Here is a 21,057-nt window from a genome sequence, read left to right as displayed (position 1 = left end):
GTCGCGTTCAACGATGATCGGGCGTTCAAGCGGCCGCGTTGGGGAAACGATAGGCCTTGAACTGGTCGCGCAAGGCCGTCTTCAGGATCTTGCCCGTGGCGGTGTGCGGGATACCGTCGACGAAGGCGACGTCATCGGGCATCCACCATTTGGCGATCTTGCCTTCCATGTATTTCAGGATGTCCTCGCGCGTGGCGGTCTGGCCCTGTTTGAGCTGCACGATGAGCAGCGGCCGCTCGTCCCATTTCGGGTGATAGACGCCGATCACGGCCGCCTCCGCGACGGCCGGATGGCCGACCGCGAGGTTCTCCAGATCGATCGAGGAGATCCACTCGCCGCCGGATTTGATGACGTCCTTGGAGCGATCGGTGATGCGCATGAAGCCGTGAGGATCGATCGTCGCGACGTCGCCGGTGTCGAAGAAGCCTTCGCCATCGAGGATCTTGGTATCGACCTTGTAGTAGGCCTTCGACACCGCGGGGCCGGAGACCTTGAGCCGGCCGAAGGTCTTGCCGTCCCAGGGCAGCTCCTTGCCGGCATCGTCGGTGATCTTCATCTCGACGCCGAACGGCGGGAAGCCCTGGGTCTGCAGCACGTCGAGCTTGGCGTCGCCCTCGGCGTCGAGGAACGGCGGCTTCAAGGTGGCGAGCGTGCCGATCGGGCTCATCTCGGTCATGCCCCAGGCGTGGCGCACGCCGATGCCCATGTCGAGGAACGCCTGGATCATCGAGCGCGGCATCGCCGAGCCGCCGCACACCACCATCTTCAGATGCGGCAGTTTGAGGTTATGCGCCTGCATGTGCTGCAGCAGCATGAGCCACACCGTCGGCACGCCCGCGGTGTAGGTCACCTTCTCGGTATCGAGCAGCTCGTAGACGGACGCGCCGTCGAGCTTCGGACCGGGCATCACCAGCTTGGTGCCCATCGAGGGCGCGGAGAATGCGATGCCCCAGCTGTTGGCATGGAACAGCGGAACCACCGGAAGCATTGTGTCTGCGGCCGAGGTGCCGAGCGAATCCCTGGAATTGGCCATCAACGCATGCAGCACGTTGGAGCGATGCGAATACAGCACCCCCTTCGGGTCACCCGTGGTGCCGGACGTGTAGCACATCGCCGCCGCGGTGTTCTCGTCGAACGTGCCCCAGGCGAAGTCGCCATCGGCCTCGCCGATCCAGGATTCGTAGGCGACCGCGTTCTTCAGCGTCGTTTGCGGCATGTGCGCCGCATCGGTCAGCACGACGTAGCGCTCGACGCTGGGCAGCTTGTCGGCAAGCTTCTCCAGCAGCGGCACGAAGGTCAGGTCGGTGATGACGACTCTGTCCTGGGCGTGGTTGATGATCCAGGCGATCTGCTCAGGAAACAGCCTTGGATTGACGGTGTGGCAGATCGCGCCGATTCCCATGATGCCGTACCAGACCTCGAGATGGCGGCCGGTATTCCAGGCAATGGTGGCAACGCGATCGCCCAGCTTGATGCCATGACGCGTCAGCTGCTGTGAAACCTTGAGGGCGCGCTTGTGGATCTCGCCGTAGGTGGTGCGAACGATGGGACCTTCGACAGAGCGCGTCACGACCTCCTGGGAGCCGTGGATTGTCGCCGCATGTTCGATGATCCGGTGACAAAGCAGGGGCCAGTCTTGCATCAAACCAAGCATCAGGTCGTTCCTCCGGTGGTATTCGCTTTAGGACAGCGAGGGTCTTTTGGTCTGTTCCGTGAATTTTAGCGCGCGCCGCGGCGCGCGCAAATGGCCTTGTGCGGGCCACGACGTCGCGCAGGGGCCGATGGTTAGCGCGGCGCTGGCGGTGATTGCATTGAGCTGGCTCATGGCTGCCGCGCCGGCGGCCGCAAGGTCGCGCGAGGCGGGCCACCCCCATGCCGTACCCGGGCCGTCGCGGAATGAGCCCGCGATGGCGACGGTGCCGCTGCCGCAGCCGCGCCCCGAAGCAGCGCCGCCGCGTGTCCGGGCCGGCGCTGCGGCAGCTGATTCGACCGGGACTGACAGGGAGCCCGCCGCGGCAAAGGGCGAGCCGGGAGCTGCGCGGCAGGCGCAGGAGAACGCTGGGAACGAGGCCGGGACCGACGCCAAGTCGAAAGCCAAGCCCGACGCCAACGCCGATCCCAGGGCCCCGCAGGTGCCGCAGCCATCGGCCTGCCGCCTCGCTTTGACCGAGGAGATCGCGGTGGCGCCATCAATTCCGCCGATCAAGGGACCGGGGGCTTGCGGTGGCGACGATCTGGTGCGCCTGGAAGCCGTGGTGCTGCCGGACAAGCGGCGGGTGGCCGTGACGCCTGCGGCCGTCATGCGCTGTCCGATGGCGTCGGCGATCGCGTCCTGGGTCCGCTCCGATGTCGTGCCCCTCCTGCAATCGCTCGGCAGCCCGCTCGCCGTCCTGGATAATTTCGATGCCTATGAGTGTCGCGGCCGCAACCGCGTCAGCGGCGCCCAGCTCTCCGAACATGGCCGCGCCAATGCGATCGATGTGCGTGGCTTCAGGCTGGCCGACGGCCGCTTGTTCGAGCTGACCGACCGGACGCAGCCGCGGGAGCTGCGCGAGGCCGTGCTGCATTCCGTGTGCACGCGCTTCACCACCGTGCTGGGGCCTGATTCCGACTGGTATCACGAGGACCACATCCATCTCGACCTCGCCGAGCGGCGTAGCAATTATCGCATCTGCCAATGGGACGTACTGGATCCGCTGCCGCAGATCGCGCCGTTGATGCCGGCAGTGCGTCCCGACGGGGCGCCGCCGCGGGAGACGGCCGAGGGAGCCGAGGAGGGCAATGTCGGCAAGCCTGCGCGCGGAGCAGCGGCTGGTGGAGCAACGCCCGCCGAGCCGCAGAGAGCGGTGCCGTCAGAGCCGGGCTCAGCCGATGCCGCCGCGGCGGACGCCGAAGAGGCAGAGACGGCGACACCCCCGCCAGCGCCCCAGCCCGCGCCTGCGAAGGCGGGCAAGAGAAAGCATCGGAGCCGGTCGTGACGGGCGGTCGAAACAAAAAGGCGCCGGAGGACCGGCGCCTTTGAAAGGGTGCTAAACGCGTTTCTCGGCTTTTGTGATGTCGTGGACCGCCGCCGTAGCCTTACTGCATCGCGGCGAAGGTTGCTCCGCCCTGCAGTGCCATCTGCGGCTTGTAGGGCGAATCGCCCTTCTTCGGATCCAGCACCACGACAATGGTGCCGACCTTGACCCGGTTGTAGAGGTCGATCGCGTCCTCATTGGTCAGGCGGATGCAGCCCGACGAGATCGAGGCGCCGATATATTCCGGCTGGTTGGTGCCGTGGATGCGGAACAGCGTGTCCTTGCCGTTGGCATAAAGGTACATCGCGCGCGATCCCATCGGATTGTCCGGGCCGGGAGCCACGAAGGTCGGCACGCCCAGGCGCTCGATCTCGCTCTTGGTCGGATGCCAAGCCGGCCACTCGGTCATGGCGCCGACCTTGGCGATGCCCGACCAGGCCATCGCCTCCTCGCCGACGGTGATGCCGTAGCGAATCGCCTTGCCGCCCTCGAGCACGTAATAAAGGTAGTGGCTGTCCGAATCGACGACGATGGAGCCCGGGGCTTCCTTGCGGTGATAGTCGACGATCGCGCGCCGATAGGGTTCGGCCACCGGCGTATTGGCGTAGCGGATCTTCGACAGAAGTTCCTTGTCCTTCGGCTTGAAAGCCTGGGTGTTGGTCGCCTCATAGGTCGTAGCCTGCATGCAGCCCGACAACATCAGGCCCGCGGCCAAGAGTCCAAGTTTCACCTTCAGCGACATGTCACCGATTTTCCAAGTTGACAATTGACGTTGCAAGGGCACGGCGGTGCCACCGCAGCGTGATTCCATGCGTCCCATTATCGTCAAAATTGGCCTCGACTCCAGCCGATACACGCACACTCCGCGCTGCAGCGCCGCGATTGTTGCCTTTTTGCCGCAAAAATGCTGCCGGCAATCCCCAACTGTGCTCCGGATGGCACGGTCTGCCCTGTTCCTGAGCAGATGCAAACGAGCGTTTGCGAAAAAGGGCGATGGACCGTAACGGCAAGCTGCGTCACAAGGCAGCAGCATCCCGCCGCTAAGCCCCCAAAACCACGTTTCGTGATTCGGAGTTCTTCATGTTCTCGGTGTTCGTCCCGTCCGAGTCCTCGCTGAAGAAGGCGGCGGTCACCGATCCTTCGGCTCTGCCTGACAATGCGGTCTGGGTCGACCTGGTGAATCCGAGCAGCGCCGAGGACCGCGCGGTCGAGCAATTGGCCGGAATCGCCGTGCCGACCCGGGAGGGACATGCAGGAGATCGAGATCTCCAGCCGGCTCTATATCGAGAACGGCGCCCGCTACATGACCGCGACGCTGATGTGTCACTCCGACACCGACATGCCGAGGACCACGGCGGTGACGTTCATCCTGGCGGGGCACCGCCTGGTGACGGTGCGCTACGACCAGCCGCGGCCGTTCGCGGTGGTCGAGGCCAAGCTCGCCCGCAGCTGCGCGCCGGGGATCACCGGCGAGATGGTGCTGATGGAATTGCTCGATGCGGTGATCGACCGCTGCGCCGACATCCTCGAGCGGGTCGGCGCCGACATCGATCAGGTCAGCCACGAGATCTTCGAGCCGAACAATGAGCGGCACGGCCACGCCAAGCAATATTCGCAGATCCTGATCGCGATCGGCCGCAAGGGAGACCTCACCTCGAAGGTGCGCGAAAGTCTGGTCTCCATCGGGCGCCTTGTCACTTTCCTGTCGGCGGTGGTCGAAGGCGTGAAATGGTCAAAGGACATGCGCGAGCAGCTCAAGACCATGCAGCGCGACGTTGCCTCGCTGACTGATCATGCGTCCTATCTCGCCGGCAAGATCACCTTCGTGCTGGATGCAATGCTCGGCGTCGTCAATCTCGAGCAGAACAACATCATCAAGCTGTTCTCCGTCATGGCCGTGGTGCTGATGCCGCCCACCTTGATCGCATCGATCTACGGCATGAATTTCAAGAGCATGCCGGAGCTCGAATGGGCGCACGGCTATCCGATGGCGCTGGTGCTGATGCTGATCTGCGCGATCGTGCCGTACTACATCTTCAAACTGAAGAAGTGGCTCTGACTGAGCGCACCGCAGATCGGCGCCACGGTCGCCGTCTCATCTGACTTGACGTGGCTGCATCATGCTCGGCAATTCTTGCCTTGCTCACGCGCCGGTGCCGTCAGTTGTTAGTGATGTGGCTCATCGAAGGGCGTCACCGGCATGCCGCTATGCACGGCATGAGTCGGACGCGGTATTGACTGGAAATACTTGTTAGGCCGGTTGCAACGCCGCTGCAAAGCCGCCTCAATTCCTCAGGTAAAATTTGACGGGAACGCTGAACGTTTGATCGAAACTTCTCTGCGATAAAACCTGCTCATCAGGACCACCAAAGAGCGCTTCGGCGCGTGGCCTGCGAGACAGAGCTTGAGGGGCGTGTTGATCGCGTCCATGGCCAAGAGGCGGCAATGGTTGAAAAACGCATAACGGCATCAAACAACGTGGTCGAGCTCGCGAGCTATCAGCGCGGCCGCGCCGGTACCGTCGTGGCTCGCGCGCTGTCGCCGCGCACCTGCCGCTATTGCGGCGCCGAGCTCGAGGAGGACGAGCGCGATGATGATTGCTCCAGCGCGCTCAACGTCGAATCCGCCCGTCTGCGCTGGCGCGCCGCGCAGATTCTCCGCAACCTGGTGTGCGAAGGCTGAACCGACGTTCTCGGTGCGCGTGGTCATTCGACACGGCAGCCGGTGATCTGAAATCAGGTATGCAAGATCGACAGCGCTCCCTTCCGGGGGCGCTATTTGTTTGTAGTGCGATCGTTTGCACCCGTCTTCCCGAGTGTCGTTCTGAAAAGAAGAAACAGATCTTCCGAGAAGATCATGCTCGAACAAGAAATAAGATCATGATGCGTTTCTGTGGAACGCATCATGATCCAGCCGGCGTTAATCGCAACTTCGCGGGTTGCCCCTGGTTTCGTCGTGAGCTGAAAGCCGGCGTGAACCAAGTCAGAGGCGGGTCTCAGGTCCGGTTTAGCGGCTCGCCTCAGACGTGCTGGCCGCCATTGATGTGGATCTCGGCACCGTTCACGTAGGAACTGGTCTCGCTGCAGAGCACGTAGATGATCTTGGCCACTTCGTCCGGCGTGCCGAGGCGCTGCATCGGGATCTGCTCCTTCACGATCTTCTCGGTGCCCGGCGACAGGATCGAGGTGTCGATCTCGCCGGGGGCGATCGAGTTGACGCGCACGCCGACCCGGCCGAAATCCGACGCCATCTCGCGGGTCAGCGCCGCCAGCGCCGCCTTGGAGGTGGCGTAGGCCGCGCCTGCAAACGGATGCACCCGCGAGCCGGCGATCGACGTGACGTTGACCACCGAGCCCTTGGCCGCCTTGAGCTCGTTGATCAGGCCGCGCGCCATCATGATGGGCGCGAAGAAGTTGACACGGAAAACGTGATTCCAGGTGTCGAGGTCGGTGTCGACGGTGCCGAGCCGGGCGCCGCCCGCGCCCTTTGGTGAGATCGCCGCGTTGTTGACCAACGCGTGAAGCTCGCCACCATCGATCCGCTGCTTGATCTCGGCGATGGCGCGCAGCGTGTCCTGCGGGTCGGAGAGGTCGACCTGGACGTGGTCCTCGGGGCCGGCGCCCCAGGGGCATTCCTCCGGGAAGGGATGCCGCGAACAGGTGAGGACGCGCCAGCCGGCTGACGAGAAGCGGATCACGGTAGCATGGCCGATGCCGCGGCTGGCGCCGGTCAGCAGCATCGTGCGCCGCGGTTGGTTGGACGAGGAGGTCGGCATGAACAGGGTCTTTCACGATCCACGCGGGATCAGTTTACCACAATGGTTGGGTGTTCGGTGCGCGATTCATGCGCATCGAATTCGGATGGCAATTATTGCTGGCAGGAGCGGAGGCGTGCGGGCCTGAACGCGCGCCGCTACGGATACATCCTCACCTTTGTCCACGGCTGGCCGCCCGCGTCGCGCCGGAATTCGATGCGGTCGTGCAGACGGAATGGCCTGTCGTGCCAGAACTCCATGCGCACCGGGGTAATGCGCCAGCCGCTCCAACCCGGCGGCCGCGGGACCTCGCCGATGATGTATTGCGCAGCGACTTTGGCGATCGCCTGCTCGAAGGCGAAACGGCTTTCCAGCGGCTGCGACTGTTTGCTGGCCCAGGCACCGAGCTGCGCCTGCTTCGGCCTCGTCGCGAAATAAGCGTCGGCCTCGACGTCGGTCACGGGCGTCACCAAGCCACGGATGCGCACCTGCCGGCGCAGCGACTTCCAGTGAAACAGCAGCGCGGCCTTCGGATTGCCGGCGAGCTCCTGGCCCTTCTGGCTGGCCTTGTGGCTGTAGAACACGAAGCCGTCCTCGTCATAGCCCTTCATCAGCACCATGCGCACATCGGGCAGCCCGCTGTCGTCGACCGTCGCCAGCGCCATCGCATTCGGATCGTTCAGCTCACTCTTGCTGGCCTCGCTGAACCACTCGGCAAACAGGGCAAACGGTTCGCTGGCCTGGGTAAAATCGGCCGATGTACCGGATGTTAAGGTTGTCTGGTGTTTGATGCTCGTGGGGTCGGTCATGAGTATGGGGAGTCCGAGTTTTGCGTTCACCGGCGGCCAGGCGCACGCACGTCCATGTCGTTACGGCCCTATATAGGACATCGGTCCGGCTTGGCCTATCCGCGATTGGTCATGCTGGCGCCGCTTTGACACTCATTCTAATCGGACTGTCCGGCGGTGGCTGCAGCCTGTCGCGCCCCGAATCAGCCTTTGCCAAGATGGAGGAGGCGGAGATCACGAGCGCGATCAGGCCGGCGCCGGAGCGCGAGCCGACCGAAGCTGATCTCGCTTTCGCCCGCAACGCGGCGTCCGATGTGCTGACCAAGGGCGACAAGGACTCCAGCCAGCCCTGGCAAAATCCGCAGACCGGCGCCCGCGGCTCGGTGACGCCGATTGCCAAGACCTATACCGGCGACGATGGCCGGACGTGCCGCGACTTTCTGGCGAGCTACGTCAATGGCAAGACCGAGCGTTGGCTGCAGGGCTCGGCGTGCCGGATCGAGCGGGGGCGCTGGGATATCCGCGCGCTCAAACCCTGGCAGCAAAGCTAGGAGAAGGGCTCTGGAACCCGTTGCAAAAATACAACGGACTCACCAGATGAAATGCAAAGCGGGCGGGGAGCCCATAGGTTAATATCTCATTTTCTGTAAGGAGACGTGACGGATGCGTGACCCCTATGAGGTCTTGGGGGTGCCGCGAAGCGCCAGCGCTGCGGCCATCAAGAGCGCCTATCGCAAGCTCGCCAAGAAGCACCATCCCGACAGCAACAAGGATGACCCGAAGGCATCGGCGAGGTTTGCCGAGCTCAATACGGCCAACGAGATCCTGGGCGATGAGGAAAAGCGCAAGCAGTTCGATCGCGGGGAGATCGACGCCGAGGGCAAGCCGCGCTTCCAGGGCTTCCCGGGCGGCGGTGCCGGTCGGGGCGGGCCGGGGGGCTTCGAAAGCTACACCTTCCGCAGTGGCGGGGGCGGCCCCGGCTTTGGCGGCGGCGGCGGTTTCGAGGACATCCTGAACAGCATGTTCGGCGGTGCGGGCGCTCGTGGTGCCCGGGCCGGCGGCGGCAGCCCGTTCGAGTTCGATACCGGCGGCGTCGGTCTCGACCTCGACCTGAAGGTGGCGATGTCGGTGACGCTCGAGGAGTCCGTCAAGGGCGGCGAGAAGCGGGTGCGGCTGCCCTCGGGCAAGGAGCTCAACGTCAAGGTCCCCGCCGGCGTGACCGCTGGTCAGCAGATCCGGCTGAAGGGGCAGGGCGAGAGTGCGCCGGGACACCGGCCCGGCGACCTCCTGATCACGATCCAGGTTGCACCGCATCCCTTCTTTAAGGTCGAGGGCAGCGACATCAGGCTGGATTTGCCGATCACGCTCTACGAGGCGGTGCTGGGCGCCAAGGTCCGCGCGCCGACGCTCGGCAGCGCGGTCGAACTGTCGATCCCCAAGAACACCTCGAGCGGCCGGACGTTCCGGCTCAAGGGCAAGGGCCTGCCCAAGGGCGACGGCTCGATGGGGGACCTGTTCGTCACCACGCGCATCGTGCTGCCGGACGGCAATGATTCCGAGCTGGAGGCGCTGATGACCAAGTGGCGCGACCGCCATCCCTACAATCCGCGCAGCAACCTCTCGTGAGGCTGCGCGTTGCCGGCGGGCTGTGAAGCGATGAGGAGAAAGTGCGGCCTCGAAAGGGGGACCAGCGCGGTACAAAACCCCGATCGAGGCCGCTGGTGTGTCGATCGGCGGATCGAACACTTCTCATTTTTTCGTGAATGTTTGGCGCGATATTGAGACCGGCTGGTGGCCTGATTCCAGATTTTCAGTGACCGAATTGGGGTCTCGCCGCTTGCGTGCGGGTCCGGCGCCCCGAAGCGCGGCCTCCTGCGGCGCCAGCCGCGATCTCGGCGGTCGGCTCAAGCGCCTGCAAGCCCAGCGAAAAAGCGCGCGGCCGTGGTGAGCTTCGTCCGCTTCTGCGCCATCGGGCGCTATCCGCCCGACCGTTCAGCCTGGTCATAAACAAGGCGCGCAACCTGGGTGAGACGGGTGCGGTCGGTTCCTCCGGTGACGACATAGCCGACGCCGCGCTCCGCCCAGGACAGCGCCGCGGCATTGTCCTGGGTCGTATAGCGCATCTGGGCCGCCTCGATCGCGGTCTTGGTGGCGTAGACGGTGAAGCGCTCGCCGGACGCGCTCTCATACATCAGGAACGAGGCCGGGCCGGTCGGACCGGGCAGCAGCCGTCCGCCCACCAGCTTGAGTCCCGTGGCCTCCAGCTCCGGTGCCTGCACGGTTCGGCCACAGCGCCGCGTCAGCCATTGCTGCAGATGGGCCTTCTCGTCCCCGGGGACCTCGACCGGATGGCGGACCTCGACGACATAGAGCCGATGCGCGTCGAGCGCCTCGCCGGTCACATTCTGCAACAAGGCTGGCGATGACGCGGCGCCATGCGCGACCCAGCCGGCCGCGCCGCCGGCCAGGAAAGCGGCGAGGCTGGCCGCGGCCGCGCCGAGGATCCAGCGCCGCGGCTTGCGATCCAGCCGTTCCAGATCGAGGCGCGGCGGCACCGGCTCGTTCGCCACCGTGTCGTAGCGGGCATGCAGCGCCTCGGCCATCCGGCGCCAAGCGGCCACGCGCTCGGCGTCGGCCGGGTGAGCCGCCAGCCAGCTCTCGACGTCGCCGCGGCGTTCGGCCGGCAGCTCATCGTCGACATAGGCGTGCAGTTCGTCCTCGGTGACGGGAATCGTCGGATCGGTCATGATCTGGATCTCGTTGCAGTCGTGCAGTCGCGCGGCGCGACAGCCCTTGCGCGCGGCAGGCCAGCGCGCCGGCGCGGCTTTTGTGCGGTGGATCGTCGGGTCATTTCACCCTCCGCAGGGCCGGCCGTTCACCTTCGATCACGGCGCGGACATGGGCGCGGGCCCGGGCGAGGCGGGACATCACGGTTCCGATCGGCACGCCCTGGATGTCGGCCACCTCGCGATAGCTCATCCCCTCCAGGACGACGAGCAGCAGCACGGCGCGCTGCTCCTCGACGAGCGTCGCCAGCGCGCGTTCGATATCGCGGCCCTCCGCCTCGGTGCCGCTAGCGTCGGGGTTGTCGTCCTGGAGCGGCATGAGCAGCGGCCGGCGGGCCAGCGAGCGCCGGCGGTTCTTGTTGAGGTTGGTCAGGATCGTGTACAGCCAGCTCCTGATGTCGCCGCCGAGGAACAGCCGTTCCGACCGGAGCGCGCGCACCAGAGTGTCCTGGACGAGGTCGTCGGCCGCGTCCATGTCGCGCGCCAGCGCCCGCGCATAGCGGCGCAGTGCCGGAATCATGGCCTCGACGCTCTGGCGGAACGCGCTCATGGAATGTCCTGCGGCCGTTCGCTGCTGGGACAAGGGTGGGCCGCAACCACCCCCTTGCACCGATCATAACACCGCAGTGGCGGGCCTATTCCGGTGCGGGCCGACCACTGCCTGCAGTTTGCCACAGAGTGGGCGGAATGGGGCTGTACCGGGCCAGACCGGTGGTGTACGTCCACAGTTAATAATCAGTTCTATGGGAAGCCGCATGGCGCAGATTTCAGGTTTGATGCAGGGCAAGCGCGGAGTGGTTCTCGGCGTGGCCAACAACCGCTCGATCGCCTGGGGCATCGCCAAGGCGGCGCGCGCGGCCGGAGCTGAGATCGCGCTCACCTATCAGGGCGACGCGCTGAAGAAGCGGGTCGAGCCGCTCGCCGCCGAGCTCGGCGGCATTGTGCTCGGCCATTGCGACGTCACCGATCCCACGACCATCGATGCGGTGTTCGACGTCCTGAAGGAGAAGTGGGGCAAGATCGATTTCGTCGTCCACGCGATCGCCTTCTCCGACAAGGACCAGCTCGACGGCCGCTACATCGAGACCACGCAGGACAATTTCTCCAAGAGCATGCTGATCAGCTGCTACTCGCTGACCGCGATCGCGCAGCGCGCCGAGAAGCTGATGACCGACGGCGGCTCGATCATCACCTTGACCTATTACGGCGCCGAGAAATGGATGCCGCACTACAACGTCATGGGTGTCGCCAAGGCGGCGCTGGAGGCCAGCGTGCGCTATCTCGCCGCCGATCTCGGCGAGAAGAACATCCGCGTCAACGCGATCTCGGCAGGCCCCATCAAGACGCTGGCCGCGTCCGGCATCGGCGACTTCCGCTATATTCTGAAGTGGAACGAGTACAACGCCCCGCTGCGCCGGACCGTGACCATCGAGGAGGTCGGCGACAGCGCGCTGTATCTGTTGTCCGACCTGTCGCGCGGCGTCACCGGCGAGGTGCACCACGTCGATTCCGGCTATCACGTCGTCGGCATGAAGCGGCCGGAGGCGCCCGACATCTCGCTCAGCAATTCCGTCGGCGCCAAGGAGTAGCGTTTCAACCGCAATGCCCCGGCCCACGATCTACTACATCCGCCACGGCGAGACGGAATGGAATGCGCTCGGCCGCCTGCAAGGCACGCAGGACATTCCGCTCAACGCGCTCGGCCGGGTCCAGGCCGTGCAGGCCGGCAACATCCTTAGCCAGCTGGTCGCGCGCAACGGCCATGACGCGGCACGGCTGCCTTACGTCGCGAGCCCGCTCAGCCGTGCCCGCGCCACCATGGAACTGGTGCGCGGGACCTTGCAGCTGCCGGTCGAGGATTACGCGCTCGATGCGCGGCTGCGCGAGATCGGCTATGGCAAATGGGAGGGCGCGACCCTGCCGGAAATGCAGGCCGCCGATCCGGTTTTCTACGCCAAGCGGCTGACCGAAAAGTGGACGCTGGCGCCGGAGGGCGGCGAGACCTATGCCGATGTCGAGCGCCGCGTGCGCGACTGGTATGATCAGCTCACCGGCGATATCGTCGCCGTCGCCCATGGCGGCACGGCGCGGGCGCTGATGGTCGCGCTCGGCTTCGAAACGCCGAACCGCGCCGTAGACCTGCCGATCCAGCAGGGCGCGGTGTATGTGTTCGGCGAGGACGGCGTCGAGAAGTTCAGTTAGCTTGTCCCGTCAGTCCGGGACGCCTTGCAGAGGCGAAGCCGGAACCTCGCGATCCCGGGCTTCATCCCGGAATGACGGTTTTCCCGATCGGGTGATCAACTCATGTCCTTCAACACCTTCGGCCACATGTTCCGCGTCACCACCTTCGGCGAGAGCCATGGCGTGGCCATCGGCTGCGTGGTGGACGGCTGTCCGCCGCGCATTCCGCTGGAGCCTGCGGAGATCCAGGTCGATCTCGACCGCCGCCGTCCCGGCCAGTCGCGCTTCACCACCCAGCGCCAGGAGCCGGACCAGGTGAAGATCCTGTCCGGCGTGATGCCCGATCCCGACACCGGCGCGCAGGTCACCACGGGCACGCCGATTGCGCTCTTGATCGAGAACACCGACCAGCGCTCGAAGGACTATTCCGAGATCAAGGACAAGTTCCGCCCGGGCCATGCCGACTTCACCTATGAGGCCAAATATGGCCTGCGCGATTACCGCGGCGGCGGCCGTTCCTCGGCGCGCGAGACCGCCACGCGCGTTGCGGCGGGTGCGATCGCGCGCAAGATCCTGGCGGGCGTCAAGGTGCGCGGCGCGCTGGTGCAGATGGGGCCGCACAAGATCGATCGCGCCAAGTGGGACTGGGACGAGATCGCTCGCAACCCGTTCTTCTGCCCCGACAAGGACAAAGCGGCGTTCTTCGAGGATTATCTCGACGGCATCCGCAAATCCGGCTCCTCGATCGGCGCGGTGCTGGAGATCACCGCCGAGGGCGTGCCGGCCGGACTCGGCGCGCCGCTCTACGGCAAGCTCGATGCGGATCTTGCGGCGGCGATGATGAGCATCAACGCGGTCAAGGGTGTCGAGATTGGCGCCGGCTTCGCGGCGGCCGAGCTGACCGGCGAGGAGAACGCCGACGAGATGCGCTCGGCCAATGACGGCACGCGCTTTCTCTCCAACAATGCCGGCGGCATTCTCGGCGGCATCGCCACCGGGCAGCCGATCGTGGTGCGCTTCGCGGTCAAGCCGACCTCGTCGATCCTCACCCCGCGCCAGACCGTCGATCGCGCCGGCCACGAGACCGAGATTCTGACCAAGGGCCGTCACGACCCCTGTGTCGGCATCCGCGCCGTGCCGGTCGGCGAGGCGATGATGGCCTGCGTGCTCGCCGATCATCTGCTGCGCCATCGCGGCCAGGTCGGTTGAGGGGCAGCCGAGAGGCGCTGCGTGGGCTACCCTAGGTGTTCGCGCTGACCTAGTCTTTGTCGATGGACCCATCGAGCCTGACTGCGCTGATCAACTGGCTCATCGACGGCGCCCGGTCGTCGGAACAGCCGAGCCAGACCATGTCCGAGGCCTGCGGACGCCTCGTCGCGCTCGGCGTTCCCCTGTGGCGCGCCGGCGTTTTCGTCCGCACGCTGCATCCGGAAATCTTCGGCCGCAGCTTCGTCTGGCGGCAGGGAGGCGAGGTCGAGATCGGCAGCGTCGACTACGGCTTCCAGGACTCGCCGACCTATTGGGACAGCCCGCTCGCGGTGGTGGTGCGCCAGGGCGTGGCGTTCCGGGCCGATCCGCAGTCACCGGCCGCCGAGCGCTACCCGATCCTGATGGACCTGCGCGCCGAGGGCATCACCGACTATCTGGCGCTGCCGGTGACCTTCCTCGACGGGGAGGTGCATGCGACGAGCTGGACGACCAAGGCGCCCGGCGGCTTCACCGACGCGCAGGCCGACGCGATCCGCGCGGTGATCCCGGCATTGTCGCGCTACATCGAAATCATCGGCTTGCGCCGCATCGCCTCGATGCTGCTCGACACCTATGTCGGCAACAGCGCCGGCGCCCGCATTCTGGGCGGCCAGATCCGCCGCGGCCACACCGATACGATGCATGCCGCGATCTGGCTGTCCGACCTGCGCGGCTTCACGCCGTTGTCGGACCGGCTGCCGGCCGAGACCGTGGTCGACATCCTCAACCTCTATTTCGATTGCCAGGTGGAGGCGATCCGCGCGCAGGGCGGCGAGGTGCTGAAGTTCATGGGCGATGGCCTGCTCGCGGTGTTTCCGATCGCGGCGCAGGATGGCGACCCCGCGGAGGTCTGCAGCCGCGTGCTTGCAGCGGCGCGCGCCGCGCGCAGTCGTGTCCACGCCCTGGAGTACGTGAGCGGCGATGCGCGCGAGCGCTTCCGCTTCGGCGTGGCGCTGCATGTCGGAGAGGTGCTGTACGGCAATATCGGCGGCGGCAACCGGCTCGATTTCACCTGCATCGGGCCGGCCGTCAATCTCGCGGCCCGGCTGGAGAAGATCGCCGCGCGACTGGCGCGCACCGTGGTCGCCTCGGAGACGTTCGCCGGGGCCTGTGCCGAGCCATGGACCGATCTCGGCGCATTCCCCATCGCCGGCCTTGCGACCGAGCAGCGCGTGTTCGGGCTTCACGAGGAGGATTAGTTCTTCGGTCTATGTCTCAGGCTCGGTGGTGAACAGCAGCGGATAGCCCTTGGCACGGCCGGCATCGGTCGCGCGCGTCGCCTTGGTCTCGGCGACGTCCTTGGTGAACACGGCCACTACGCAGACGCCGAGCTTATGGGCCGTGATCATCACCTTGTAGGCCTGGTCCTCGGTCATGCGGAATTCCGACTTCAGGATCATCACCACGAAATCGCGCGGCGTGAAGTCGTCATTGACCAGGATGACCTTGTAGAGCCGCGGCTGCTCGACCTTGGTACGGACCTTCGTCTTCGGCTTGGTAACGGCGTCGTTCATGTGCGGCGCGCCCGTGTGTTCCTGATGCGGCGGAGCCGCCACAATACAGCCTTCGGTCTCTCCGGGAAACCACGGGCTGCATGCCGTCGTCGCGCAACGCGCGCGGCTCCGTGCCTGACCAACATCCGGGCAGGTCGCCGGGGACTAACTGGAAAGTGAATGGAGGCGTGCGTTCCTGCTTTGCTGACCGCGGATTGCGTGTCACCATTATATGACGCGATTGGAGGGCAGCTTATGCGCTGGTGGATCTCGATCGGGGTGGCGTGTCTGGCGGGCGCCTTGGCCGGCGGCGACGTGGCCAGCGTCGCGGCGGCGCCCGGCGCCCAGGCGGCGCAGCAACTGAGCGACAAGGAAGCCTCCGTCGATGTCGAGCTGATCCTCGCCGTCGACGTGTCCTACTCGATGGATCTCGACGAGCTCGCGATCCAGCGTGAAGGCTATGCGCAAGCGCTCAGCTCGCGCGAATTCCTGCAGGCTCTGAAGAACGGCGTGCATGGCCGCATCGCCGTCACCTATTTTGAATGGGCCGCTTCGAGCGATCAGAAGATCATCATTCCCTGGCGCCTGATCGACGGCCCGGAAAGCGCCGATGCGGTCGCCGCCGAGATCATGAAGACGCCGATCCGCCGCGCCTCGCGCACATCGATCTCGGGCGCGATCTACTTCGCGATGCCGCTGTTCGACGAAAATCCCTATCGCGGCCTGCGTCGCGTGATCGACATCTCCGGCGACGGTCCAAACAACAACGGTCCTTCGCCGGTGACGATGGCGCGCGATGAGGCCGTGGCCAAGGGCATCACGATCAACGGCCTGCCGATCATGGTCAAGGAGCCGTCCTACTCGACGATGGATATTGAGAATCTCGACCTCTACTACAAGGATTGCGTGACCGGTGGTCGCGGCTCGTTCGTGGTGACGATCAAGAGCCGCGACGAATTCAAGGAGGCCATCCGCACCAAGCTGCTGCTGGAGGTCGCCGGACGGACGCCGCCGGCCAAGATCGTGCCGGTCGCCGACGATGCCAACAAGGAGCCGCGGGTGTCCTGCCTGATCGGCGAGAAGATCTGGCAGGACCGCTGGGGCCGGTGATCACGCTGATCGCGCCTCGGCGAGGACGCGGGCTGGGGCCGGGCTTCAGCCGCTCTCACAAGCCGCCCGCATGATTTGCGTAAGGTCGGCGTCGAGCGCCTTCAAGGCCTCGATCGCATCCCCGAATTGGCTGCAGCCGATCGCCTGCCACACGGACTGCACGCGTGCCTGCAGACCGGCAGGGGCGATCGGGAAGTGGGCCGCCTCCGTGAGCGCTGCTTTTTCATTGATCAGGTAGCGGGCGTTGATGGCAAACAGCACCTGTGCCAGGCAGGCGAGCGCGCGATACGCGCATCCTGCCATGTGCGTGTCATCGCCACGCGAGACGGCCAGCGCCGCATTGTCGATGCTGAACGTGATCTCCCATCGGAAGCGACCGAGCAGCGCATCACGCAGCGGGCGCGGATAAAGCGCGCAGCGTGATTTCAAATCGGCAAGCACTTGTGCCGGATCATGTAGCACGCGGCACAGCGCGACCTCGCCCATCCAGATCGCCGAGACGAAGCCGTGCGGATGACCCGGCTGGTAATCGATTTCGATCCGCCCGTCGCTACAGTCGGCGATCACCCGGCCGACGGCGTCGATCTCGCGATAGAGCAGGTCGACCTTGTGGCCCGCGATCCGCAGCCAGCCGCCGCCCACGATCCAGCGGCCCCAGCCGCCGACCTCCGTCAGCTCGGTCTGTTGCGGGGCATCGAGCAGCGGCGCGATGGCCTCGCGCAACGCATTGGTATCGAGCCGATGACCCGGCGCGACATACACCCCGATATCGTAGTCCGACGCGGCGTGCGCCGTGCCCCGCGCGCGCGATCCGCCGAGTGCGATCGCGCCCAGTCCGGGGCATCCGGCGAGGCTGGCGACGATGCGCGTGAGCATCCGCTCGTCCTGCATGAGGCTGCTCTCCTTGCGCGGCTTGCAAAGGTAGGCCGATCTGCTGTGGAAAATCTCGCTCCGTCATCGATCCGCCGAATCTGTGACATCGAGGCCACACTTGGTCCAAAAACCAGGAGTTGCAGATGGTCGAGGTTCACTTTTGCCATGGTGCCGCCGCGATTGGGCCGCGACCATAAAAGGGGTGAGGCAGAGGCGCACAGAACATGCGTATCACCGATCGGACAGCAGGTCCCGCGCAGCGCACCGCGCGCTGCTCATTGGTCCCCGGCGACATCGCGGGATCTGCCCGCAAGCTGGTGACCGCCACGCTCGTGTTGGCCGCCGCGGCGTCGCTCGCCGCCTGCGCGCAATCCTCGGCTGTCCGGCAGGCGCGCCTGTCGCCGCCGACCAGGCAGGCCGCGGTCGAGGTCGAAGTCCGGCCCACGATCCAGCGGGCCGAGAAGGCGCCGGAGTCGGTGGTCCGCGTGCGGCCGGCCGAGCCCAGCCCGTCGCCGGCACGCTCGGGGTCGTCGGGTCTCGCCAGCTACTATTCGGAAGGTCAGAAGACCGCGAGCGGCGAGCGCTTCAATCCCTCCGAGCTGACGGCGGCGCATCGCAGCCTGCCATTCGGCACCCGCCTGCAGGTCACCAACGTCAAGACCGGACGTTCGGTGGTGGTGCGCGTCAACGATCGCGGACCGTTCGTGCAGGGGCGCGTGGTCGACGTGTCCTACTCGGCCGCCCAGGCGCTCGGCATGGTCAACACCGGCGTCGCGCCGGTGAAGGTCAACGTGATCAGGTAGAACGTGCCCTCGTCATCGCGAGCGAAGCGACGCGATCCAAGACGGAAGCCTGGATTGCTGCCGCTCGCAATGACGCAGTGGAAGGCGATCAGCTCACCGCACCAATCTCGCCACCAGCTCGACATGCGGCGTGTGGCGGAACTGGTCGACGGGCACCACCGTCTCGAGCTTGTAGCCGCCGTCGATCAGCAGGCGCATGTCGCGCGCGAAGGTCGTGACATTGCAGGACACCGCGACGATCACCGGCACCTTGCTGGCGGCGAGCTGCTTGGCCTGCGCCTGCGCGCCCTGGCGTGGCGGGTCGAACACGACGGCGTCGATGTCGCGCAGCTCCGGTGGCATCAAGGGACGCCGGAACAGGTCGCGGGCCTCGGCCTTGATCGGCTTGAGACCGGGGCTGCCGGCGGCCTTCTGCAGCGCTGCGATCGAGCCCGCGTCATTGTCCATCGCGGTGACGCGCGCGCGTGCCGCCAGCCGCAGCGCGAAGGGCCCGACGCCGCAGAACAGGTCGGCGACGTGCTTGGCCTTGGCCGTGCGCTCCAGCACCAGCTGGGCCAGCGTCTCCTCGCCCTGCATGGTGGCCTGCAGGAACGAGCCCGGCGGCAAGGTCACCTGCGCCATGCCCATGGTCACGGTCGGCGCATTGCGCATCAGCACCAGCTCGCCATGGCGCGTCAGCCGCGCCAGGCGGTGCTGCTCGGCGAGGCGCGACAGCGCCGCAACGCGCGCCGGCGGCAGCGGCCCGGAGCCGCGGACATCGATGTCCAGGCCGTTGCGGGTGGCGGTCGCCTGGATGTCGAGCGGCTTGCCGGTCGGCTTCAGCGCTTCGGCCAACGCCCATGCGGCTTCCAGCGCGCCATCCAGGGCAGGGTCGAGGATCGGGCAGCGGTCGATCGGAACGATGTCGTGGCTGCCGGTCGCCGAGAAGCCCACCCTGAGGATCTCGTGGGTGCCCATCCGCGCGTGGAAGGTGGCGCGGCGCCGGCCGGCGCCGTGGGCGTCGATCAGATCGGCGACCTCGCAATCGACCTTCGTTGCGCGCAAGGTCTCGACGACGATGTTGCGCTTCCATTGCTGATAGGGTTCGGTCGCCCAGTGCTGGATGGCGCAGCCGCCGCAGACGCCGAAATGCGGGCAGAACGGCGCGATCCGCTCGGCGCTGGGGGTCTCCACTGCGAGCAGCTTGCGACGGTCGGGATGACCGGGAATCGCCGCGGCCTCGACGGTCTCGCCGGCCAGCGTGTAGGGCACGTACAGCGTTTCGCGCGAGGACAGCGACACGCCGTCGCCGCGATGGCCGACATGGTCGATGACGAGACGGTCAACCATGGAGGCGTGCTCCCAGGAAGAATTCGGCGTTGCCGTCGCCGCCCTTGATGCAGGATGGAAAGATCTCGATGTCGCTGCAGCCGAGCGCGGCCGCGAAGGCCGCGACATCGTCGCAGACCGCCTTGTGTACGGCGGCGTCCTTGATGATGCCGCCCTTGCCGTGCTTACCCTGCGCCTCGAATTGCGGCTTGATCAGCGCCAGCAGGCTCATCGGCGACGCAGCCAGCGACAGCGCCACCGGCAACACCGATTTGAGCGAGATGAAGCTGCAGTCGATCACCACCAAATCGGGCCGCTGTGGCAGGCGCTTGCCCTCATAGCTGCGGATATCCGTTTGCTCCATCGATACGATCCTGGAATGGTTGCGCAGCGACGGATGCAACTGGTCACGGCCGACATCGACCGCGAATACGAGGGCCGCGCCATGCGCCAGCAGCACCTCGGTGAAGCCGCCGGTAGACGCGCCGACATCGAGGCAGACATGGTCCTCGACCTCGATGCCGTAATGCTCCAGCGCCGCCGCAAGTTTGACGCCGCCGCGCGACACCCAGGGATGCGCCGGCTCGGCCTGCAGCACGGCGTCGGCGGGAACGGTCTCCGACGCTTTGGCCACCTGCTTGTCATTGGCGAACACCAGTCCCGCCTCGATCGCCGCCTGCGCCCGCGCGCGGCTCTCGAACAGGCCGCGTTCGACGAGGAGGACATCAGCGCGTTTGCGGGGAGGGGACATGGGGCTAGAGAACTGATGAGTTGTGTGGAGATCGGGCTTCAGAATTCGGTGTCGTCCCGGGCAAGCTCCAACGCGCAACGCGCGTTGGAGCGCCGACCCGGGACCCATATCCACAAGAGGTCGTTGGTACGACGATTCTAACTACGAGTCTGCCCAACACGACGTCCTGTGGGTATGGGTCCCTGCGTTCGCAGGGACGACAGCGGAGATTGTGGCGAGCAGCATGCGTCGACGCGAGATCTGTAGGGTGGGTAAAGGCGCGTGCGCCAGTCTTCCCGCACGCTCGTAGCGCAATTGACGCGCCGTGCCCACCATTCCGATGGAATGCGCGGAGGGACGGTGGGCACGCCGCGCCTGACGGCGCCGCTGTCACTCCTACGCGGCCGCGTCGCCTGTCAACAGCCGCTCCGCTGCAAGCCGCACGCACATCTCGAACGCTGCGAGGTCATGCCAGACATCCGCCGGGCGCTCGCGCGGGACGACGAGCGGCGAGCCGTGCAGATCGAGCGCGTGGATCATCATCAGATTGTCGGACAGGCCGAAATCCTCGACTGTCAGGCCCTCGGCATCGACCAGCCGTCCGTCCTGCTCCGCGACGCTGGTGAAACGCCGCACGCGATCGGCATAGACAGAAGGATCGTTGCAATAACCGAGGCACAGCTTGCCCCGGCCGGCCATGTAGCCGAGCTCATAGACCGTGCCGGCATCGGCGCCCGGGCCGCGAAACGGCGTGAGGTTGGCGATGATCGCGTCGGCGTGGTCCATCATCGCCTCGTTGCCGTGGAAGATCTGGCGCGAGGCGTCGGAGCTGCCGAGATCGACGCTGTTGTCGAGCGGATAGAGGCCGATCAGCCCGTGGCGGTCGCAGATCGCGACCTTCCGCCGGCCCATCTCAACGGCGTCCGGCAGGAACACGTCGGGACCCGCCAGATAGATCTTCATCGA

General features: G+C 66.0%; 21 protein-coding genes and 1 pseudogene. 11 read left to right on the top strand and 11 right to left on the bottom strand.

All coding sequences use genetic code 11. The features are described 5' to 3' along the window. Nucleotides 1-25 precede the first annotated feature (25 nt). On the bottom strand, nucleotides 26-1,654 hold the full coding sequence (locus ACVIJ6_RS00375) for a fatty-acid--CoA ligase (RefSeq protein WP_456770990.1): 1,629 nt from the start codon (nucleotides 1,652-1,654) through the stop codon (nucleotides 26-28). Between the two features lie 127 nt (nucleotides 1,655-1,781). Here ACVIJ6_RS00375 and ACVIJ6_RS00370 point away from each other — a divergent pair, with 127 nt between their 5' ends. Next, nucleotides 1,782-2,978 (top strand): extensin family protein, encoded by a 1,197-nt coding sequence (locus ACVIJ6_RS00370; RefSeq protein WP_456770989.1) that lies wholly within the window; start codon nucleotides 1,782-1,784, stop codon nucleotides 2,976-2,978. A 100-nt stretch (nucleotides 2,979-3,078) separates the two neighbouring features. On the opposite strand, the gene ACVIJ6_RS00365 is transcribed toward ACVIJ6_RS00370, so the two are convergent. Continuing rightward, nucleotides 3,079-3,759, bottom strand: coding sequence for a L,D-transpeptidase (locus ACVIJ6_RS00365; RefSeq protein ID WP_012042652.1), 681 nt, complete (start codon nucleotides 3,757-3,759; stop codon nucleotides 3,079-3,081). 338 nt (nucleotides 3,760-4,097) lie between these two features. Between ACVIJ6_RS00365 and ACVIJ6_RS00360 the strand changes: the two are divergent. Continuing rightward, nucleotides 4,098-5,076: pseudogene (locus ACVIJ6_RS00360) on the top strand (magnesium transporter CorA family protein). A gap of 386 nt (nucleotides 5,077-5,462) precedes the next feature. Next, entirely contained in the window at nucleotides 5,463-5,699 is a 237-nt protein-coding gene (locus ACVIJ6_RS00355; RefSeq protein ID WP_456770988.1) for a hypothetical protein, read from the top strand. Nucleotides 5,700-6,036: 337 nt separating this feature from the next. On the opposite strand, the gene ACVIJ6_RS00350 is transcribed toward ACVIJ6_RS00355, so the two are convergent. Both ACVIJ6_RS00350 and pdxH read right to left on the bottom strand, forming a co-directional pair. Further along, nucleotides 6,037-6,792, bottom strand: coding sequence for an SDR family NAD(P)-dependent oxidoreductase (locus ACVIJ6_RS00350; RefSeq protein WP_456770987.1), 756 nt, complete (start codon nucleotides 6,790-6,792; stop codon nucleotides 6,037-6,039). A 137-nt stretch (nucleotides 6,793-6,929) separates the two neighbouring features. Further along, nucleotides 6,930-7,580, bottom strand: a complete 651-nt coding sequence (gene pdxH / locus ACVIJ6_RS00345) for a pyridoxamine 5'-phosphate oxidase (RefSeq protein ID WP_456770986.1) — start codon at nucleotides 7,578-7,580, stop codon at nucleotides 6,930-6,932. A gap of 125 nt (nucleotides 7,581-7,705) precedes the next feature. Between pdxH and ACVIJ6_RS00340 the strand changes: the two genes are divergently transcribed. Next, nucleotides 7,706-8,110, top strand: a complete 405-nt coding sequence (locus ACVIJ6_RS00340; RefSeq protein ID WP_456770985.1) for an RT0821/Lpp0805 family surface protein — start codon at nucleotides 7,706-7,708, stop codon at nucleotides 8,108-8,110. Nucleotides 8,111-8,222: 112 nt separating this feature from the next. Beyond that, nucleotides 8,223-9,185, top strand: a complete 963-nt coding sequence (locus ACVIJ6_RS00335) for a DnaJ C-terminal domain-containing protein (protein WP_456770984.1) — start codon at nucleotides 8,223-8,225, stop codon at nucleotides 9,183-9,185. Between the two features lie 350 nt (nucleotides 9,186-9,535). Here ACVIJ6_RS00335 and ACVIJ6_RS00330 read toward each other — a convergent pair whose 3' ends face one another. Next, nucleotides 9,536-10,306 carry an anti-sigma factor family protein gene (locus ACVIJ6_RS00330; protein ID WP_456770983.1) on the bottom strand — a complete coding sequence of 257 codons (771 nt, stop codon included), beginning with the start codon at nucleotides 10,304-10,306 and terminating at the stop codon, nucleotides 9,536-9,538. A gap of 100 nt (nucleotides 10,307-10,406) precedes the next feature. Next, entirely contained in the window at nucleotides 10,407-10,895 is a 489-nt protein-coding gene (locus ACVIJ6_RS00325) for a sigma-70 family RNA polymerase sigma factor (RefSeq protein WP_456770982.1), read from the bottom strand. A 205-nt stretch (nucleotides 10,896-11,100) separates the two neighbouring features. Between ACVIJ6_RS00325 and fabI the strand changes: the two genes are divergently transcribed. From fabI to ACVIJ6_RS00305, 4 genes are all read left to right on the top strand, one after another. Continuing rightward, a complete protein-coding gene (gene fabI / locus ACVIJ6_RS00320) occupies nucleotides 11,101-11,934 on the top strand; it encodes an enoyl-ACP reductase FabI (RefSeq protein WP_456770981.1) in 834 nt (277 codons plus the stop codon). Between the two features lie 13 nt (nucleotides 11,935-11,947). Then, the gene (locus tag ACVIJ6_RS00315; RefSeq protein ID WP_456770980.1) at nucleotides 11,948-12,547 is read left to right on the top strand and encodes a histidine phosphatase family protein; all 600 of its coding nucleotides are present in this window, start codon (nucleotides 11,948-11,950) and stop codon (nucleotides 12,545-12,547) included. Nucleotides 12,548-12,649: 102 nt separating this feature from the next. Then, nucleotides 12,650-13,735: a chorismate synthase gene (gene aroC, locus ACVIJ6_RS00310; protein WP_012042663.1), complete on the top strand. Its 1,086-nt coding sequence runs from the start codon at nucleotides 12,650-12,652 to the stop codon at nucleotides 13,733-13,735. A gap of 62 nt (nucleotides 13,736-13,797) precedes the next feature. Further along, nucleotides 13,798-14,973: an adenylate/guanylate cyclase domain-containing protein gene (locus tag ACVIJ6_RS00305; protein WP_456770979.1), complete on the top strand. Its 1,176-nt coding sequence runs from the start codon at nucleotides 13,798-13,800 to the stop codon at nucleotides 14,971-14,973. Between the two features lie 9 nt (nucleotides 14,974-14,982). Here ACVIJ6_RS00305 and clpS read toward each other — a convergent pair whose 3' ends face one another. Continuing rightward, entirely contained in the window at nucleotides 14,983-15,288 is a 306-nt protein-coding gene (gene clpS / locus ACVIJ6_RS00300) for an ATP-dependent Clp protease adapter ClpS (RefSeq protein WP_456770978.1), read from the bottom strand. Between the two features lie 234 nt (nucleotides 15,289-15,522). Between clpS and ACVIJ6_RS00295 the strand changes: the two genes are divergently transcribed. Beyond that, nucleotides 15,523-16,377: a DUF1194 domain-containing protein gene (locus tag ACVIJ6_RS00295; RefSeq protein WP_456770977.1), complete on the top strand. Its 855-nt coding sequence runs from the start codon at nucleotides 15,523-15,525 to the stop codon at nucleotides 16,375-16,377. 45 nt (nucleotides 16,378-16,422) lie between these two features. On the opposite strand, the gene ACVIJ6_RS00290 is transcribed toward ACVIJ6_RS00295, so the two are convergent. Continuing rightward, nucleotides 16,423-17,268 carry a nucleotidyltransferase domain-containing protein gene (locus ACVIJ6_RS00290; RefSeq protein ID WP_456770976.1) on the bottom strand — a complete coding sequence of 282 codons (846 nt, stop codon included), beginning with the start codon at nucleotides 17,266-17,268 and terminating at the stop codon, nucleotides 16,423-16,425. Nucleotides 17,269-17,474: 206 nt separating this feature from the next. Here ACVIJ6_RS00290 and ACVIJ6_RS00285 point away from each other — a divergent pair, with 206 nt between their 5' ends. Continuing rightward, nucleotides 17,475-18,053: a septal ring lytic transglycosylase RlpA family protein gene (locus ACVIJ6_RS00285; RefSeq protein WP_456770975.1), complete on the top strand. Its 579-nt coding sequence runs from the start codon at nucleotides 17,475-17,477 to the stop codon at nucleotides 18,051-18,053. 93 nt (nucleotides 18,054-18,146) lie between these two features. Here ACVIJ6_RS00285 and ACVIJ6_RS00280 read toward each other — a convergent pair whose 3' ends face one another. From ACVIJ6_RS00280 to ACVIJ6_RS00270, 3 genes are all read right to left on the bottom strand, one after another. Further along, on the bottom strand, nucleotides 18,147-19,382 hold the full coding sequence (locus tag ACVIJ6_RS00280) for a class I SAM-dependent RNA methyltransferase (protein WP_456770974.1): 1,236 nt from the start codon (nucleotides 19,380-19,382) through the stop codon (nucleotides 18,147-18,149). Next, a complete protein-coding gene (locus ACVIJ6_RS00275) occupies nucleotides 19,375-20,112 on the bottom strand; it encodes a TlyA family RNA methyltransferase (RefSeq protein ID WP_456770973.1) in 738 nt (245 codons plus the stop codon). The genes ACVIJ6_RS00280 and ACVIJ6_RS00275 overlap by 8 nt, the downstream gene beginning before the upstream one ends. Before the next feature lie 375 nt (nucleotides 20,113-20,487). Then, the gene (locus tag ACVIJ6_RS00270; RefSeq protein WP_456770972.1) at nucleotides 20,488-21,054 is read right to left on the bottom strand and encodes a nucleoside 2-deoxyribosyltransferase; all 567 of its coding nucleotides are present in this window, start codon (nucleotides 21,052-21,054) and stop codon (nucleotides 20,488-20,490) included. Nucleotides 21,055-21,057 lie beyond the last annotated feature (3 nt).

Source organism: Bradyrhizobium sp. USDA 4369 (assembly GCF_054056435.1).
Note: the sequence above shows the minus strand (reverse complement) of the source record. Positions and strands in the feature narration are given on the sequence as shown.